Genomic DNA, 17661 nt, shown 5'->3' with positions numbered 1-17661 from the left:
ATCAGCTGCCGAGGTTTTTGCATGTGTCGAGCCGTCAACCGCTGTAGCCGCCGCCTTCGGCGCGCGCAGACCGGTCGCTGACCGATGGCCGGATCACCGGCGTGTCGCCGCGGCGCCTTGGCGCTGGCGAGCTGGGGGCTGATCGCCGCCTGCGCAGCGCAGGCGGGTGCGCCGGACGCGCGCACGATCGAGGCACAGTGGCGCGAAGCCAGCCGTCCGTACGACGGCGCGCGCGCCGCGCTGCTGAAGGACGTCGACGCGCAGGCCTGGCAGGGACCGTTCTCGCCGGACTGGGCCGCGCTTGCCAGCTACCGCGCGCCGGATTGGTACCGTGACGCCAAGTTCGGCATCTTCATCCACTGGGGCGTGTATTCAGTGGCGGCGTACAAGGGCGAGTGGTATCCGCGCCACATGTATGAGCGCGACGGCAAGTACGCCGACTATCACCGGCATCAGGTCGATACCTACGGCGCGATGCCGCAGGTGGGCTACAAGGATCTGATCCCGAAGTTCAAAGCGGAGAAGTTCGACCCGGCCGCGTGGGCGAAGCTGTTCCGCGAAGCCGGCGCGCGCTACGTGGTGCCGGTGGCCGAGCACCACGACGGCTTCGCCATGTACGACTCCAGGCTCAGCGACTGGACGGCCGTGAAGATGGGGCCCAAGCGCGACGTGATCGGCCAGCTGGCCAAGGCCGTGCGCGCGCAAGGCATGAAGCTGGGCCTGTCCTCGCATCGCGCCGAGCACGACTGGTTTTTCGAGTACGGCCGGCAGTTCGATTCCGACGTCAACGACCCGAAGTACGCCGCGCTGTACGGTCCGGCGCATCCGCTGTCCGGCGCCAAGGGCGAGGATGGCAAGGAACACGACTGGACCTTCGTTTCCGACGGATATCTCGACGACTGGCTGGCGCGCGCCGGCGAGATCGTCGAGGACTACAAGCCGGACCTGATGTACTTCGACTGGTGGGTGGACCAGCCGCGTTTCCGCGGCGCACTCGCCCGCTTCGCCGCCTTCTACTACAACCAGGCCGCCGCGCGCGGGCAGGGTGTGGTGCTGAATTACAAGCTCGACGGCATGCGCGCCGGCAGCGGCACGCTCAACATCGAGCGCGGCCAGGCTGCGGACATCCGCCCCGAGCCGTGGCAGACCGAGACCTCGGTCAGCCGCGAATCCTGGGGCTATGTCGAAGGCGACAGCTACAAGGATCCGGACGAGATCGTGCACCTGCTGGCCGACGTGGTCAGCAAGAACGGCAACCTGCTGTTGAACGTGGGGCCGAAGGGCGACGGCAGCATGCCGCCGGAAGCCGTGGCGATCCTGCGCGCGGTGGGCGGCTGGTTGCGCGCCAACGGCGAAGCGATCTATGGCACGCGACCGTGGCGCCGTTTCGGCGAAGGCCCCACGCAAGTCGCCGCCGGCACCATGCAGGACAGCAAGACCGGCACCTACACCGCTGAGGATTTCCGTTTCACCACGCGCGACGGCCGCCTCTATGCGATCGAACTGGGCTGGCCCAAGGACGGCCGTGCGCTGATCCACGCCGTTGGCCCGGAGTTGCGCGTGCGCCGCGTCACTTTGCTGGCCACCGGCGCCGATGTGCCCTTCGAGCAGCAGGCGGACGGCCTGCATCTGCGCCTCCCTCCATCCCCCAACGGATTGCACGCTTATGCCTATCGCATCGAACTGCAGTAAGCCCCGTCGTCTCGCCGTCGCGCTGCTTTGTGCCGTGGCGGGCATCGCCGCCGCGCACGCGCAGGACGCCACCGCGCCCACGGCGAAAACGCAGAGCCCGCGGCAGAACAGCGAGATCTGGGAAAAGGCCAGCGCCAAGTTCGAGCCGCAGCGTCGCGCGCTGCTGGACAAGGTTGCAAAGGGCGAGAACGCCGGTCCGTTCCGCGCCGACTGGGCATCGCTGCAGGCCTACCGCTCGCCGGCGTGGTACGACGACGCCAAGTTCGGCATCTTCATTCACTGGGGCGTGTACTCGGTGCCGGCGTTCGGCAGCGAGTGGTATTCGCGCAACATGTACGTGCAAGGCAGCAAGGAGTTCGCCCATCACGTGGCCACCTACGGCCCGCAGGCGAAGTTCGGCTACAAGGACTTCATTCCGATGTTCAAGGCGGAGAAGTTCGACCCGGCCGCATGGGCCAAGCTGTTCCACGAAGCCGGCGCACGCTACGTGGTACCGGTGGCCGAGCACCACGACGGCTTCGCCATGTACGACTCCAAGCTCAGCGACTGGACGGCCGTGAAGATGGGGCCCAAGCGCGACGTGATCGGCCAGCTCGCCAAGGCGATCCGCGCCGAGGGGCTGCATTTCGGCCTGTCCTCGCACCGCGCCGAACACGACTGGTTCATGGGCAACGGCCGCGAGTTCGCTTCCGACGTGAACGATCCGAAGTACGCCGAGTTCTATGGCCCCGCGCAGCTGCGCATGGCCGGCTCGGACAGCGATGCTCTTTCGACCGATTTCACCTATGTCTCGCCGGCCTGGCTGGACGATTGGCTGGCGCGCACCACCGAGTTGATCGACGACTACCATCCGGATCTCATCTACTTCGACTGGTGGATCGGCCATCCCACTTTCCGCAACTCGCTGCCGCCGATGCTGGCCTATTACTACAACGAAGGCGCCAAGCGCGGCGGCGTGGTGGTGAACTACAAGCTGGGCGAATTCGCCGAAGGCGCCGGCGTGCTGGACATAGAGCGCGGCCGCCTCGCCGGCATCCATCCCACCCACTGGCAGACCGACACCTCGATCAGCAACGACTCCTGGGGCTATATCGAGCACGACACCTACAAGCCGCCGCAGGAGCTGATCCATCTGCTGGTCGACGTGGTGAGCAAGAACGGCAATCTGCTGCTCAATATCGGCCCGCGCGCCGACGGCAGCATTCCGCAGGGGGCGCAGGATACCTTGCGTTCGATCGGCCGCTGGCTGAAGACCAACGGCGAGGCGATCTACGGCAGCAAGCCGTGGCGCCAGTTCGGCGAGGGCCCGACCGAAGTGGTCGGCGGCTCGTTCCAGGAAACCAAAACCAAGCCCAATACCGCGCAGGATTTCCGCTTCACTACGCGCGGCGACACCCTGTACGCGATCGAGCTGGCCTGGCCTGCCGACGGCAAGGCAGTGATTCACGCGCTCAAGCCCGCCGATGGCGTGAAGTCGGTGAGCCTGCTGACCAACGGCAAGGCGGTGCCCTTCAAGCAGGAGGACGACGGCCTGCATCTGACGCTGCCGGCCAAGCCGGTGGGCGAATACGCCTACGTGCTGCGCATCGAGCTGGCCGGGCAGGGGGCGAAGTGATGCGGCGTGCGTTTTTCCTCGGCCTGCTGCTCCTGCCGGCGCTTGCCTGGGCGCGCATCCCTGGCGCGATGTTCTATCTGATGGAGTCGCCCAAGTCGTTCGCCTCGTTCGAGGCCCACGCCGACAAGATCGGCGTGGTCGTGCCGACCTGGTATCACGTGGATGAAAGTGGGCTGGTCTCGGGCGAGCCGAATCCGCTGGTCATGCAACTGGCGAAACAGCATCGCGTGCCGGTAATGCCGATCCTCTCGGCGGACGGCAAGCGCGACAAGTTCCACCAGCTGCTGCATGACGAAGGGGCGAAGAAGGCGATGATCGCCGCGCTGGTGGAGCAGGGCGCGAAGCACGGTTTCCTCGGCTTCCAGTTCGACTTCGAGAACATCGACTGGGCCGATCGCGACGCGCTCAGCCTGATGACGAAGCAGACCGCCGAGGCCTTGCACAAGCACGGGCTGCAGCTGTCCATCGCGGTGGTGCCCAACGCGCCGGGTTATGCCGGCCGCGGCGGTTTTTCGCAATGGATGTGGAAGTACTGGCGCGGCGCCTACGACTTGAAGGCGCTGGGCCAGTCGGCCGATCTGATCTGCCTGATGACCTACGACCAGCACACGCGCTGGACCACGCCCGGGCCGGTGGGCGGCATGCCGTGGACCGTGCAGCACCTCGAATACGCCTTGACGCAAGTACCCAAGGACAAGCTCTCGGTGGGCATCGCCACCTACGGCTACCACTGGTACACCGGCGATCCGCGCCGCGAGGACGGCAAGGAAGAATCCAACATCGCCGCGGGCTACATCGATGCGGACGAATCCTTCCCGCTGGCGCGGGAAGTCGGCGCCACCATCCAATGGGATCCGGTGGAGCACGAATCCTGGTTCTGGTTCTACCGCGACGGCATGCGCGAATGGGTGTTCCTGCCCGATGCGCGCGCCTTCCGCGACCGCGTGGCGCTGGTCAAGCAATACGGCCTGCAGGGCTTCTGCTCGTGGGTGCTGGGCGCCGAGGATCCGAAAGTATGGGACGAACTGCCGGAGGCGACACGATGAGGAAGAGGAACGTCTTGCGCGGTTGCGTGGCGATCGCCGTATTCGCCTTGACCACGTTCGCGCACGCGAAGCTGGCGCTGGTGCCTTATCCGAAGCAGGTGGAGGAGGGCAAGGGCGCTTTCGTGCTGGACAAGAAGGTCGGCATCGACGCGCCGACCGACGCCCGCTCCAAGGAGATCGCCGCGTTCCTGCACGATGCCATCGAAGCGCAGACCGGGCTGGTGCTTCCCGAACATGTGGCCGCCAAGGCGCATCGCATCGCGTTGCGCATCGACCCGGCGGTGGTCGGCGAAGAAGCCTATCGGCTGGATGTGAACCCGCGTGGCATCGAAATTCGCGCTTCCACCGACAAGGGCCTGTTCTGGGGCGTGCAGACGTTGCGCCAGCTGCTTCCGGTCGATGTTTCCGGGTCGGTCAAGGTAACGATACCAACGGTGCATATCGAGGATGAGCCGGCCTTCGCCTGGCGCGGCCACATGCTCGACGTGGGGCGGCATTTCTATCCGGTGTCCTTCATCGAAAAGCAGTTGGACCTGATGAGCTACTACAAGCTCAACGTGTTCCGCTGGCATCTCACCGAAGACCAGGGCTGGCGCATCGAGGTCAAGCGCTATCCCAAGCTCACCGAGGTGGGCGCCTGGCGCACCGAGGCGGACGGCAGCCGCTATGGCGGCTTCTACACGCAGGACCAGGTGCGCGAAGTGGTCGAGTACGCGCGTCAGCGCAACATCATGGTGGTGCCGGAGATCGAGATGCCGGGTCACAGCTCGGCGGCGATCGCGGCCTATCCGGAGCTGTCCTGCGCGAAGAAGCCGATTCCCGTGCAGATCGGCTGGGGCGTCTTCAGCGACGTGTTCTGCCCGGCCGACGAGAACGTCTACGTGTTCCTGCAGAACGTGCTTGACGAGGTGCTGCCGCTGTTCCCGTCGCCGTACGTGCATATCGGCGGCGACGAAGTGCCGGCCGGCGCGTGGAGCCACTGCGAGGCCTGCGACAAGCTGATCCGCGAACAAGGCCTGGAGAACGAGGCGGGCCTGCAGAGCTATTTCATCCGCCGCATGCAGGTCTATCTCGCCGGCAAGGGCAAGACCATGATCGGCTGGGACGAAATCCTCGAAGGCGGAGTGGACTCGTCCGCCGTGATCGAGATCTGGCGCGGCGACGCGGAAGGCCACAAGGCGCTGGCCAACGGCAATCGCATCATCAATGCCAGCCCGTACTACCTGGACTCGCCACTGACCCGGCTGACGGTGGAGAAGCTCTATCTCACCGATCCGGCGAGCGTGCTGGATTCAGCCGCGCAACGCGACCTGGTGCTGGGCGCCGAGGCGCCGCTGTGGAGCGAGCGCGCCGATCCGCTCAACGCCGAGCAGCGTGTGTATCCGCGCCTGCTCGCCTTCGCTGAGCGGCTGTGGCGCGGCGGCACGACGGACGCCGCGGCCTATGCGGACTTCCACCAGCGCCTCGCCGCGCACTATCCGCGCCTGGATGCCTGGCAGGTGGCGTATGCGCCGGAGGATCGCAACACGGTCGATTACGAAGTCGCTGCCAACGACGCGCGCGACGGCTGGCAGGTCACCGCCAGGCGCGGCTTCGCCGATGTGGAAACGCACTACACCACCGACGGCAGCGAGCCTACCGCCGCGTCGCCGTCGTTCACCGACGTGCTTGAACTCAAACAGCCAGGCACGCTGCGCGTGGTGCCGTTCCGTCGTGGCCGCGCCTACGACCACCCGAAGGCGTTCCAGCTCGAGCGCAGCGCATCGTTCGGCGCCAAGGCCAGTACCGATCCGGCACCTGCCGAGAGCTACAGCGGCCATGGCGCGGCGACGCTGACCGATGGCCTGCTGGGGGATGACAACTTCAAGAGCGGCGCCTGGCTTGGCTGGGAAGAGCAAGACCCGAAGCTCAGCCTGGATCTGGGCAGCGTCCAGGATCTGCGCGAGGTCAGCGTGGGTGTGCTGCAGCAGGCCGAATCGTGGATCTGGTGGCCGCGCAAGGTGCGCTTCGTCGCCTCCGAGGACGGCCAGCACTGGACCACGCTGCGCGAGATCAAGGTCAAGCCGATCGCACGCGACAACCTGGGCCATATACAGCGTGTGGCCTATACGGCGTCCAAGCCGTTCCGCGCACGCTATCTCCGCGTCGAGCTGACGCGGCATCCGAAAGAGGACGATCGTCATACCTGGACGTTCGTCGACGAGATCCTGGCGCGCTGAGGGAGCACGCCGGGCATTAGGAGCAATAAGCGGTACGTCATGCCCGAGGGGAAGGGCCATATCCATTGAACGGGGAGGAGTTAACCATGTCATACGTTGCATTGAATCGCCGAAAACTAGCCGCCGCACTCGCGCTGGCCTTGCTGCCCACGTTTGCGCTGCATGCGCAGGACGCGGGCAATACCACCACGCAGGACCAGGGAGACAAGAAAACCAAGACGCTGGAGAAGGTCGTCGTCACCGGTTCGCGCATCGCGCGCGCCGAAGTGGAAGGGCCCGCGCCGGTCAACATCATCAAGGGCGAGGACCTGCAGAAGCAGGGCTTCACCACCGTCTACGAGGTGATGAACTCGATCACCCAGGCCGGTATCGCCGAAACGGCGCCAAGCTGGGGCAGCACCTCGGTCAACGCGCGCCAGCTCAACCTGCGCAACATGGGCTCGAACCGAAGCCTGCTGCTTATCGACGGCCATCGCGTCACCGATTACCCGATGCCCGCCAGCGGCAAGACCAATTTCCAGAACTACAACAATATCCCCACCGGCATGATCGACCGCATCGAGATCCTGGCGACGGGCGCCTCGGCGATCTACGGTTCGGATGCCATCGCCGGCGTGGTCAACATCATCCTGAAGAAGAACTACCAGGGCGATGACATCAAGGTGCAGCTGGGCACTTCCACGCGCGGTGGCCGCGACTATGGCGACATCAACTTCGTCGGCGGTCGTTCGGGCGACAACTGGAATGTGGTTTACAACCTGCAGCGCAGCCATCGCACCCCGCTGTGGGGCCGTGATCGCCGCTACACCGATTCGGATGGCGATGCGGGCTACGGCACGTGGGATCAGAACGCGCGCATGTTCGGTTATCCGCGCTATTGGGGCCTCATGCTCGCCGACGCCAACGGCAACTACATCACGCCGCCGGCAGGTGCATGCGCGCAGGGTGGCTTCAAGAACAACTTCAGCCAGTATCACAAGCAGACGGTGGCGACGAACGGCAATACGGTCGATCCCACCAATATCACCGACAACGGTTCGTACTGCGCGCAGAATGCCCTGTTCGGCAACTGGGTGCTGACGCCGGGTCGCGACGATCGCGATGCGTACATCGCCGGCTCATACGACTTCGGCGGTGGCCTGCAGGCTTATGGCTCGGTGGGTTACTGGGAAACGCACGGCGTGTCGAATACCGAGCTGCCGTTCCTGTATCCGATGGGCGGCATTCCGGGCTCGTTCTACGATCAGACCTCGGGCCAGCTGATCACCAACTATTTTCGCCAGCTCACGCCGAGCGAAATGGGCGGCTACGGCAATACCCATGACGATGAGAAGAACTGGGATATCCACGCCGGCCTGCGCGGCACCCTGTTCGACAACCGTTTCAACTGGGATCTCAACCTCGGCCACGCCAAATACATCGTGCGCGAGAGCTACACGGGCTTGAACGAACAGGGGATGTTCAATTACTTCTTCGGTCCGCAGCTGGGCACGACCACGGTGGGCGGCGACTCGTATCCGGTCTATGCCATCAACCAGCAGCGCTTCTGGAACCCGATCTCCAAGTCGGACTACCAGAGCTTCGCCGTCGGCGGCACGAACACGGCGGTGTCATGGATGGACCAGGCATCGTTCAATGTCACTGGCGACCTGTTCAGCACCTGGGCCGGCCCCGTGGGCTTCGCCGGCGTGCTGGAGGCCAACCACCAGGGTTACCGGCTGACGCCGGACCCGCGCGGCAACACCACGACCTTCGGCGATCCCTTCCAGGACTACAACGCCGGTGGCGGTACGCGCATGCGCCTGTCCGGGGGCACGGAGTTCCGTGTACCGCTGTCCGATACGCTGACCTGGAGCCTGTCCGGCCGCCTGGATAAGTATCGCGATGCCAGCAGCGCTGATATCGCTCGTACGTGGGGTACCTCGATCGAGTGGCGGCCGCTGAATGGCCTGCTGCTGCGCGGCACCTACGGCACCAACTTCCATGCGCCGGACATGCAGTACCTGTACAAGCAGGACTCGCTGTCGACCAAGGGCATCTATAAGGACTATTACCAGTGCATCCAGTCGCAGGATGCGGCGTGTCCCGCCATCCAGCACTCGACGTATTACACGCTGCATGCCGCGGGCGGGCGCAATCTTCTGCCGGAAGAGGGGCACGCCTGGACGTACGGCTTCGTGTGGGACGTGAACTGGGTGGAGGGCCTGTCGGTCTCGGCCGATTACTGGCACATGGGCATCGACAACGCGATCGACAACGTGGACGAGGACACGGTGCTGAAGGACGAGGCGGGCTGCCGCACCGGCCTGCAGGTCGGCGGTGCGCCGTACACGCTGCATCCCCAGGGTTCGGAGTACTGCAAGCAGATCATCGCCAATGTGATCCGCGATGCGCAGGGCAATGTTTCGGCCGTCTACACGGGCCCGATCAACCAGAACAAGCTGTACGTCAGCGGCGTGGACGCCAACATCAGCTATCGCGTGAAGACGCAGAACTGGGGCGCCTTCAACTTCTCGCTGGATTGGACCGATAACCTTTCCTACAAGCTGCGCAAGTACGCCAGCGATCCGCTGCTCAACACCCGCTACGACCGCGTGGCCACGCGCACCCGCGCCACGCTGAACTGGCTGTACGGGCCGTGGGATGTGACGCTGTACGGCGATCGCCAGGGTGGCGTGCGCGCGCCCCACTATGACGGCTGCGAAATCCTGCCCAACGGCATCACGCCGTCGCTGGGCGATCCGCAGTGCGTGGTCTATCACGCCTACACCTCGCCGTGGGTCACCTTCAGCACCACCATCGGCTATCGCTTCGACGAAAAGCTCAAGGTCGGCTTGACCGTGTCCAACATCTTCGACAAGGTCGGCCAGATCCCGTACTACGCGGGTGGCTTCGAGTTCATCCCGACGCTGCAAGGTGCCAATTACAACGGCCGCGAGGTGTCGTTGCAGGTGGAATACAAGCTCGACTGACAGCACGGCGGCCGGGAGAGCCATAGGGCTCTCCCGGCCGGTTCACGATAAACCCAAGCAGGAAAAACCTACATGTCGAAGTGGTCGCAACGTCTCCTCTGCCTGGCGCTCGGCGCGGGCCTGGCCTTCAACGCCGCCGCGCAGAACGCCACCACGCTGGTGCCTTCGCCCCAGCAATCGCACTGGCAGGACCTGGAGTTCGGCGTCATCGTCCACTTCGGCACCAACACCTTCCTCGACCGCGAATGGGGCGACGGCAAGGCCGATCCGAAGGTGTTCAATCCGGACAAGGTCGACCCGGTGCAATGGGCGCGTGCCAGCCGGGAGGCCGGCGCCAAGTACATGGTGATGGTTGCCAAGCATCACGACGGCTTCGCCCTGTGGCCCACCGAGCAGAGCAACTATTCGGTCAAGAGCAGCCCGTGGATGGGCGGCAAGGGCGATCTGGTGCGCATGGCCTCCGACGCCGCGGCCAAGGAAGGGCTGGAATTCGGCATCTATCTGTCGCCGTGGGATCGCCACGAGCCGCGCTACGCGGACTCCAAGGCCTACGACAAATATTACGTGGCCCAGCTGGGCGAACTGGTGCAGCACTACGGCATGCTGGTCGAGTGGTGGCTGGATGGCGCCGGCAGCGCGGGCCATGAGTACGACTTCAAGCACTACATCGAGGAATTGCGTACCTACCAGCCCAATGCGGTGGTGTTCGCCGACATGGCGCTATTCGAGTACGGCGACGCCCGCTGGGTGGGCCAGGAAGACGGCCACATCCGCTACGAAAACTGGAATGTGATCGATCGCCACGGCTACGAGCGCTGGCGCCCGGTCGAGGTCGATACGCCGCTGCACAAGCTGCACTGGTTCTGGCATCCCAACGACGAAGCCTCGCTCAAGAGCGTGGCCGAGCTGATGGATATCTGGGAGAGCAGCGTGGGGCGGGGCGGCCAGCTGATGCTGGGTATCGCGCCGGACAACCACGGCCTGCTGCCCGACGCCGACGTCAAGCGCCTGGAAGAGCTCGGCAAGGCGATCGAGGCGCGCTACGGTGATGCGGCGAACCTGGCGCGCAAGCACGCCAAGGTGGACGAGAATCTCGAGCGTGCGCTCGACGGCAATCCCGATACGTTCTGGTCGGCGCCTGAGGGCGCGCGCAACGCCACGCTGGAAGTCGATTTCGGCAAGCCGGTCACCTTCGACCGCACGCTGGCGATGGAATGGCTGGACGAAGGGCAGGCGGTACGCCGCTATGCGGTCGAAATCTGGGACGGCCACGGCTGGAAGGCGGTGGCGAAGGCCGAGGCGATCGGGCACAAGAAGATCGATACCTTTGCACCTGTGACGGCGCAGAAGGTACGGTTGCATATCCTGTCGAGCGTCGGCACCGCGCGCATCCGCGAGTTCCAGGTGTTCGATGCCCGCGGCCATTGAGCCGCGCGTGACGTCGGCGCTCACGATCACAAGGAACTCCTTCATGCAGCGAAGCACTCCGATCTCCCCCTGGCCCGCGCTGGCCATGGCACTGCTGCTCGCCGGGCCGGCCGGCGCCGCCGAGCTGGCCACCCAATCGCTCGATAACGGCTGGCAGTTCCACCTCGCCCCGAAATCGGCCGAGGCCAAGGCGCACCCGGAAGCCGCCGAATGGCGTACCGCTGCTGTTCCCGGCAGCGTGCAGACCGATCTGCTGGCCGCCGGCGTGATCACCGATCCGTTCTACCGCGACAACGAAGCGCGGCTGCAGTGGATCGGCCTGGCCGACTGGGATTACCGCCTCAGCTTCAAGGTCGACGCGGCCACGCTCAAACGCGGCCACGTCGAGCTGGTGTTCGACGGACTGGACACCTTCGCCGACGTCACGCTCAACGGCCGCAAGCTGCTCGCCGCGGACAACATGTTCCGCCGCTGGCGCGTGCCGGTGAAGGGCGCGCTGCGCTCGGGCGACAACAAGCTGGAAGTGCACCTGCATTCGCCCATCGCACGCTTGCAGCCGTGGCTGCTCAAGCAGCCGTACGCGCTGCCGGGCGAATTCGACTCGGCCTTCGGCGACGAGCCCAAGGGCAAGCAGACCGCCAACTACATCCGCAAGGCCAATTACCAGTACGGCTGGGATTGGGGTCCGCGCTACGTCACCCTCGGCATCTGGCAGCCGGTGCGGCTGGAGAGCTGGGACGACGTGCGTCTGGCGGATTTCCACGTCGCCCAGCAACACGTCGACGCCGACGCGGCCGACCTGCGCGCCGAGGCGACGGTGCAGGCCGACAAGCCCGGCAAGGCCACGCTGGCCGTGAGCTGGACGGCGCCCGATGGCACTCGCCAGGAACAGAAGCAGGACGTCGAGCTGAGCAAGGGCGATAACGCGCTCAGCCTGCCCATCCGCATCGAGCACCCGCGCCGCTGGTGGCCGGTCGGGTATGGCCCGCAGGATATGTACCGCTTCGAGGTCACCCTCAGCCGCGACGGCGAAACCCTGGCCACGGCCAGTCGCGCCACCGGCCTTCGCAGCGTCGAGCTGCGTCGCGACAAGGATCAGTGGGGCCGCGGCTTCGCCTTCGTGGTCAATGGCGTGCCGGTGTTCGCCAAGGGCGCGAACCTGATTCCGTTCGACAGTTTCCCCACCCGCTTCACGAACGAGCGCATGGCGCAGATCCTGCGTTCGGCCCGCGACGCCAACATGAACATGCTGCGCATGTGGGGCGGCGGCCATTACCAGAGCGACGCCTTCTATGAGGAGGCTGACAAGCTCGGTCTGATGATCTGGCAGGACTTCATGTTCGGCGGTGCGATACCGCCGTACGACGAGGCGTACCGCGAAAACACCCGCGTCGAAGCGGTGGAGCAGGTGCGGCGGCTGCGCGACCATCCCAGCATCGTCCTGTGGTGCGGCAACAACGAAGTGCAGACCGGCTGGGAAGCGTGGGACGACCGCAAGAAGTTCCAGCAGTCGCTGGCGCCGGACGAGCGTGAGCGGATCGAGAACGGCATGAAGGCGCTGTTCGGCGACACCCTGCGCAAGGTGGTACACGAGAACGCGCCTGACGTGCCGTACTGGGCCAGCTCGCCCAGCACCGACTACGAAGGCCCGGCCAACCAGCTTGGCGATGGCGACTATCACTCGTGGAGCGTCTGGTCCGGTTCCAAGCCGATCGAGCAGTACCTTTCCGAGACGCCGCGTTTCCAGTCGGAATATGGCTTGCAGTCCTTTCCGGTGATGGCCACCGTGCGCGCCTTCGCCGAGGAGCGCGACATGGAGCCGAATTCGCCGGTGATGCGTGCGCACCAGAAGTTCGCCAACGGCGATGGCAACGACCGCCTGCTGCTGTACATCCGCAAGTACTACGGTGAGCCGAAGGATTTCGAATCGTTCGTCTACCTCAGCCAGGTGATGCAGGCCGAGGGCATCGAGCTGGCCGCCGAGCACCTGCGCAGCGTGCGGCCGCAGGCAATGGGCTCGCTCTACTGGCAGTTGAACGACGTGTGGCCGGGCGCGTCCTGGTCCAGCGTGGACTACTTCGGCCGCTGGAAGGCCTTGCAGTTCCATGCGCGCCGCTTCTACGCGCCGGTACGCGTGGTGGCGATCCATAACGAGGGCAAGAGCGACGTGTTCGTGGTGTCCGACCGCACCGCGCCGTTCCAGGCCACGCTGCGCAGCCGCGTGATGAACATGGACGGCAAGGTGCTGCGCGAGCGCAAGCAGGCGCTCAAGGTCGAGCCGCTGGCCAGCACCAGGATCGCCAGTCCCACCGACGCCGAGCTGCTGCGCAAGGCCGACCCGGCCACGACGTTCGCCGTGTACGACCTGCTGGACGAAAAGGGCGAGCTGCTGTCGCGCCACCTGCTGTTCGTGAAGCCGCCGCTGGACTTGAAGCTGCCCGATCCGGATCTGAAGGTGGAGCTGAAGGACAACGGGCAGGGGGGTGTACTGTCGGTGACCGCCAAGCGCCTCGCGCGCGAGGTGTGGGTCGATTTCGGCACGCTCGACGCCAACGTGGAAGACAATGCCTTCGATCTGCTGCCCGGCGAGACGCGCGAGCTGCGCGTGGATAGCCCGGCCGGCATCGATGCCCTGCGCGGCGCACTGCACGTGCGTTCGCTGGCGGGCGCGACCAAGGGAGAGAGCAAGCCGTGAATGCCTCACGCCGTGACGTATTGAAGATGATGTCGTTCGCGCTCGGCACCGCCGCGCTGGGTGGTCCGGGCGCAAGCCTCGCCGCCACCCCGTCCGCCGGCGCCTTCGTGAGCAAGCGTCCGCCGCCGGGCAAGCGCAAGTTCGTCAGCAAGGCCGTGGAACAGGTGATCGCGCGCACCAAGGCGAAGATCGCCGATCCCGAGCTGGCCTGGATGTTCGAGAACTGCTACCCCAATACGCTCGACACGACGGTGGAGCTGGGGACGCTGCGCGGCAAGCCGGACACCTTCGTCGTCACCGGCGACATCGACGCGATGTGGCTGCGCGACTCCTCCGCGCAGGTATGGCCCTACGTGCCGCTGGCGAAAGAGGATGCGGACCTGCGCCGCCTGTTCCGCGGCCTGATCCGCCGCCAGGCGGTGTGCATTGCGATCGATCCCTATGCGAACGCGTTCCTTCCCGATACCACCGCCAAGACCAATCTCGACTGGTCCCAGCACGACGTCACCGACATGCGCCCCGGCGTGGCCGAGCGCAAATGGGAAATCGACTCGCTGTGCTACCCGGTGCGGCTGGCCGCGGCGTATTGGAAGGCCACCGGCGATCGCGAACCCTTCGACGACGACTGGCGCGCGGCGATGCGCCTAGTGGTGAAGACCTTCCGCGAGCAGCAGCGCAAGGACGGCCCGGGGCCGTACCGCTTCCAGCGGCAATCGCTGATACCCACCGAAAGCCTGTTCCTCGGCGGCTATGGCAGTCCCGCCAAGCCGGTGGGGCTGATCCATTCGATGTTCCGTCCGTCGGACGATGCCTGCCTGTATCCGTTGTTCATTCCCGCCAACCTGTTCGCCGTGCACGTGCTGCGCGAGCTGGGCGCGATGACGCAGAGCCTGTTCGGCGATGCGGCATTCGCGGCGGAGTGCAAGACGCTCGCCGATGAAGTGCAGCAGGCCGCCGAGAAGTACGGCGTGATGCGCGACGAGCAGGGCAAGGAGTTCTGGGCCTACGAAGTGGACGGCTACGGCAATCAGCTGTTCATGGACGATGCCAACGCGCCGGGTTTGCTTAGCCTGGCGTATCTGGGCTGCTGCCCGGTCGACGATGCGCGTTATCGGCGCACGCGCGAGCTGGCCTGGAGCACGCGCAATCCGTACTTCTTCGCCGGCAAGGCCGCCGAAGGCGTCGGCGGTCCGCACGAGGGCCTGCGCATGATCTGGCCGATGTCGATCATGATGCGCGCCTTCACCAGCCGCGACGACGCCGAGATCCGCCAGTGCCTGCACTGGCTCAAGACCACCCACGCCGGCACCGGCTTCATGCACGAGGCGTTCGACCAGGACGACCCCGCGCATTTCACCCGTGCCTGGTTCGCCTGGGCCAATACGCTGTTCGGCGAGCTGATCGTCGACCTCGCGGCGCAGCGGCCCGCGCTGCTGCGCGGCTGAGGCGTTCGGTGTCCTTCTCCCTCCATCCCCCTCTGGAGCTTTCCTCATGGTGACACGCAGGCGATTCCTGCAAGGTGCAGTGGCCGCGGCCCTGCTGGGCAACCGGCTCGACCCCTTCAACGGCATCGCCGACGCGCGCGCAGCGGGCGCGAAGGGCGCCGCCGGCGACGCGGCCAGCGGCGTGTCGCGCTACGTAGACGTCTTCATCGGCACCGGCGGCCATGGGCACACCTTCCCGGGTCCTTCCTTGCCGTTCGGCATGGTGCAGCTCAGTCCCGACACTTATGACGCGCAGTGGGATGCCTCTTCCGGCTACCACCAGGGCGACGGCTCGATCATGGGCTTCTCGCACACGCATCTGAGCGGCACCGGCGCCAGCGACATGCTCGACGTGCTGGTGATGCCGTGCACCGGCCCGGTGCGCCTGCAGCCGGGCGACCGCGAATACCGCGGCACCAATTACCGCTCGCGCTACGACGGTGTGCCGCCGACCAACACACCATCGCCGTCCAGCCAGGGCCAGCCGGCCACGCGCGGCTACCGCTCGCGCTACGACACGGCCGACGAGCAGGCGCGCCCCGGCTACTACCGCGTGCGCCTGAAGGACTACGACGTGCTGGCCGAGCTGACCACCACGCTGCGCGCCGGCCTGCACCGCTACACCTTCCACGGCAAGGACGAAGGGCACCTCCTGGTGGACTTCGCGCACGGCTTTCACGACGACCCGGCCACGCCCACCAAGGTCAGCGACGCGACGCTGCGCCTGGTCGGCAATGACACCCTGGTCGGCAGCCGCCGCGTGCACCAGTGGGCGAATGGCCGCTACATCCATTTCGCGCTCAAGGTCTCGCGGCCGTTCGACCGCGCCGTGCTGTACAGCGCGGAAGCACCGCTGGCCGGCGCGAAAGAAGCCGCGGGCACGGATCTCAAGGCCACGCTGCATTACAAGAACCCCGCCAAGGCACCGCTGCTGGTGAAGGTCGGCATCTCCGGCGTGGACATCGACGGCGCGCTGCGCAACCTCGATGCCGAAGTGCCCGGCTGGGACTTCGACGGCGTGCAGGAAGCGGCGGCCGCGGCGTGGGAGAAGGAGCTGGGCCGCATCCGCGTGGAGTCCCCGTCGGATGACACCAAGCGCACCTTCTATTCGGCGCTGTACCACACCATGCTCGCGCCCACGCTGTTCAGCGATGTGGACGGCCGTTACCGCGGCATGGACCTGAAGATCCACCAGCTGCCGGAGGGCGCGCACAACTACAGCACCTATTCGCTGTGGGACACCTACCGCGCCGCGCATCCGCTGTACACGCTATACCAGGCCGAGCGCGTGCCCGATCTGGTCAACGGCCTGCTGCGCATGGCCGCAGAAAGCCCCGATGGCCCGCCGGTATGGCCGCTGCAGGGCGTGGAGACCGGTTGCATGATCGGCTACCACTCCGCCGTGGTGGTAGCCGAAGCGGTGGCCAAGGGCTTCGCCGGTGTCGATCCGAAACAGGCCTGGCCGCTGTTCCGCAAGCGCGCGATGGATGATGATTACCGTGGCCTCGCCTATTACCGCAAGCTCGGCTACATCCCCGCCGACAAGGAGTGGGAAGCGGTCAGCAAGACGCTGGAATACGCCTACGACGACTGGGCACTGTCGCACCTGGCCGATGCGGCTGGCGCGAAAGCGGATGCCGAAGCGTTGCGCCAGCGTTCGCGCAATTACCGCAACGTCTTCGACAAGAGCGTGAGCTTCATGCGTCCGCGCGGCGAAAACGGCCAGTGGCTGGAGCCGTTCGATCCGCGCAGCATCGGGCACAGCAAGCAGTGGCGCGATTTCACCGAATCCAACGCGTGGCAGGCCACCTTCCTCAATCAGCACGATCTGTACGGCTACATGGAATTGTTCGGCGGCCAGCCGGCGTTCGAGCGCAAGCTGGACGAGCTGTTCACCACCAGCTCCGAGCTGCCGGCGGATGCGCCGCCGGACATCGCCGGCCTCGTCGGCCAGTACGCGCATGGCAACGAGCCGGGGCATCACATGCCCTACCTCTATGCCTACACCGGTGCGCACTACAAGACGCAAGCGCGCGTGCGCATGCTGCTGACCGACATGTACCGCGCCGATCCCGACGGCCTGGCGGGCAATGAGGACTGCGGCCAGATGAGCGCCTGGTACGTGCTCGGCGCGATGGGCCTGTATCCGGTCGATCCGGTGAGCACGCATTACGTGTTCGGCAGTCCGTTGCTCGATCGTGCGGAAGTGGATATCGCCGGCAAGCGCCTGGTGGTGGAGGCGAAGGGCAATGGCCCGGACAGCCCCTACATCCAGTCCGTCACCTGGAACGGCCAGCCGTGGAGCAAGAGCTGGATCACCCATAAGGATCTGGCTGCCGGCGGCACGCTGGTGTTCCACATGGGCAAGGCGCCGAACAAGCAATTCGGCGCGGCGCCGGGTGACCGGCCGCCGTCGTTCGGGGCGCCGATGAAGGCCTGACCGGCACTGCCGATCAGTCAGGCTTGGAGAGGAAATAAACGAGGGGCGCCATGGCGTCCCTCGTTTTTTT

9 protein-coding genes are annotated in these 17661 nt (G+C 65.8%); all 9 read left to right on the top strand.

From position 1 onward, the window contains the following. The first annotated feature begins 84 nt into the window (after positions 1 to 84). Positions 85 to 1692 carry an alpha-L-fucosidase gene (locus ACNR9O_RS12905; protein WP_473688273.1) on the top strand — a complete coding sequence of 536 codons (1608 nt, stop codon included), beginning with the start codon at positions 85 to 87 and terminating at the stop codon, positions 1690 to 1692. Continuing rightward, positions 1667 to 3307: an alpha-L-fucosidase gene (locus ACNR9O_RS12900; RefSeq protein ID WP_473688275.1), complete on the top strand. Its 1641-nt coding sequence runs from the start codon at positions 1667 to 1669 to the stop codon at positions 3305 to 3307. Before ACNR9O_RS12905 ends, ACNR9O_RS12900 begins: the two co-directional genes overlap by 26 nt. Then, complete coding sequence (locus ACNR9O_RS12895; protein WP_473688277.1) at positions 3307 to 4353, top strand: glycosyl hydrolase family 18 protein; 1047 nt, start codon at positions 3307 to 3309, stop codon at positions 4351 to 4353. Before ACNR9O_RS12900 ends, ACNR9O_RS12895 begins: the two co-directional genes overlap by 1 nt. Then, positions 4350 to 6572: a glycoside hydrolase family 20 protein gene (locus ACNR9O_RS12890; protein WP_473688279.1), complete on the top strand. Its 2223-nt coding sequence runs from the start codon at positions 4350 to 4352 to the stop codon at positions 6570 to 6572. Before ACNR9O_RS12895 ends, ACNR9O_RS12890 begins: the two co-directional genes overlap by 4 nt. An 86-nt stretch (positions 6573 to 6658) precedes the next feature. Beyond that, positions 6659 to 9544, top strand: a complete 2886-nt coding sequence (locus ACNR9O_RS12885) for a TonB-dependent receptor domain-containing protein (RefSeq protein ID WP_473688281.1) — start codon at positions 6659 to 6661, stop codon at positions 9542 to 9544. 72 nt (positions 9545 to 9616) lie between these two features. After that, on the top strand, positions 9617 to 10972 hold the full coding sequence (locus ACNR9O_RS12880; protein ID WP_473688283.1) for an alpha-L-fucosidase: 1356 nt from the start codon (positions 9617 to 9619) through the stop codon (positions 10970 to 10972). A gap of 43 nt (positions 10973 to 11015) precedes the next feature. Then, on the top strand, positions 11016 to 13667 hold the full coding sequence (locus ACNR9O_RS12875; protein WP_473688285.1) for a beta-mannosidase: 2652 nt from the start codon (positions 11016 to 11018) through the stop codon (positions 13665 to 13667). 26 nt (positions 13668 to 13693) lie between these two features. Further along, complete coding sequence (locus tag ACNR9O_RS12870) at positions 13694 to 15112, top strand: glycoside hydrolase family 125 protein (protein WP_473700781.1); 1419 nt, start codon at positions 13694 to 13696, stop codon at positions 15110 to 15112. A gap of 46 nt (positions 15113 to 15158) precedes the next feature. Further along, positions 15159 to 17591: a GH92 family glycosyl hydrolase gene (locus ACNR9O_RS12865; RefSeq protein WP_473688289.1), complete on the top strand. Its 2433-nt coding sequence runs from the start codon at positions 15159 to 15161 to the stop codon at positions 17589 to 17591. The last annotated feature ends 70 nt before the right edge of the window (positions 17592 to 17661 follow it).

This window comes from Dyella sp. CR10 (genome assembly GCF_055814425.1).
This window is presented reverse-complemented; position numbering and strand designations above follow the sequence as displayed.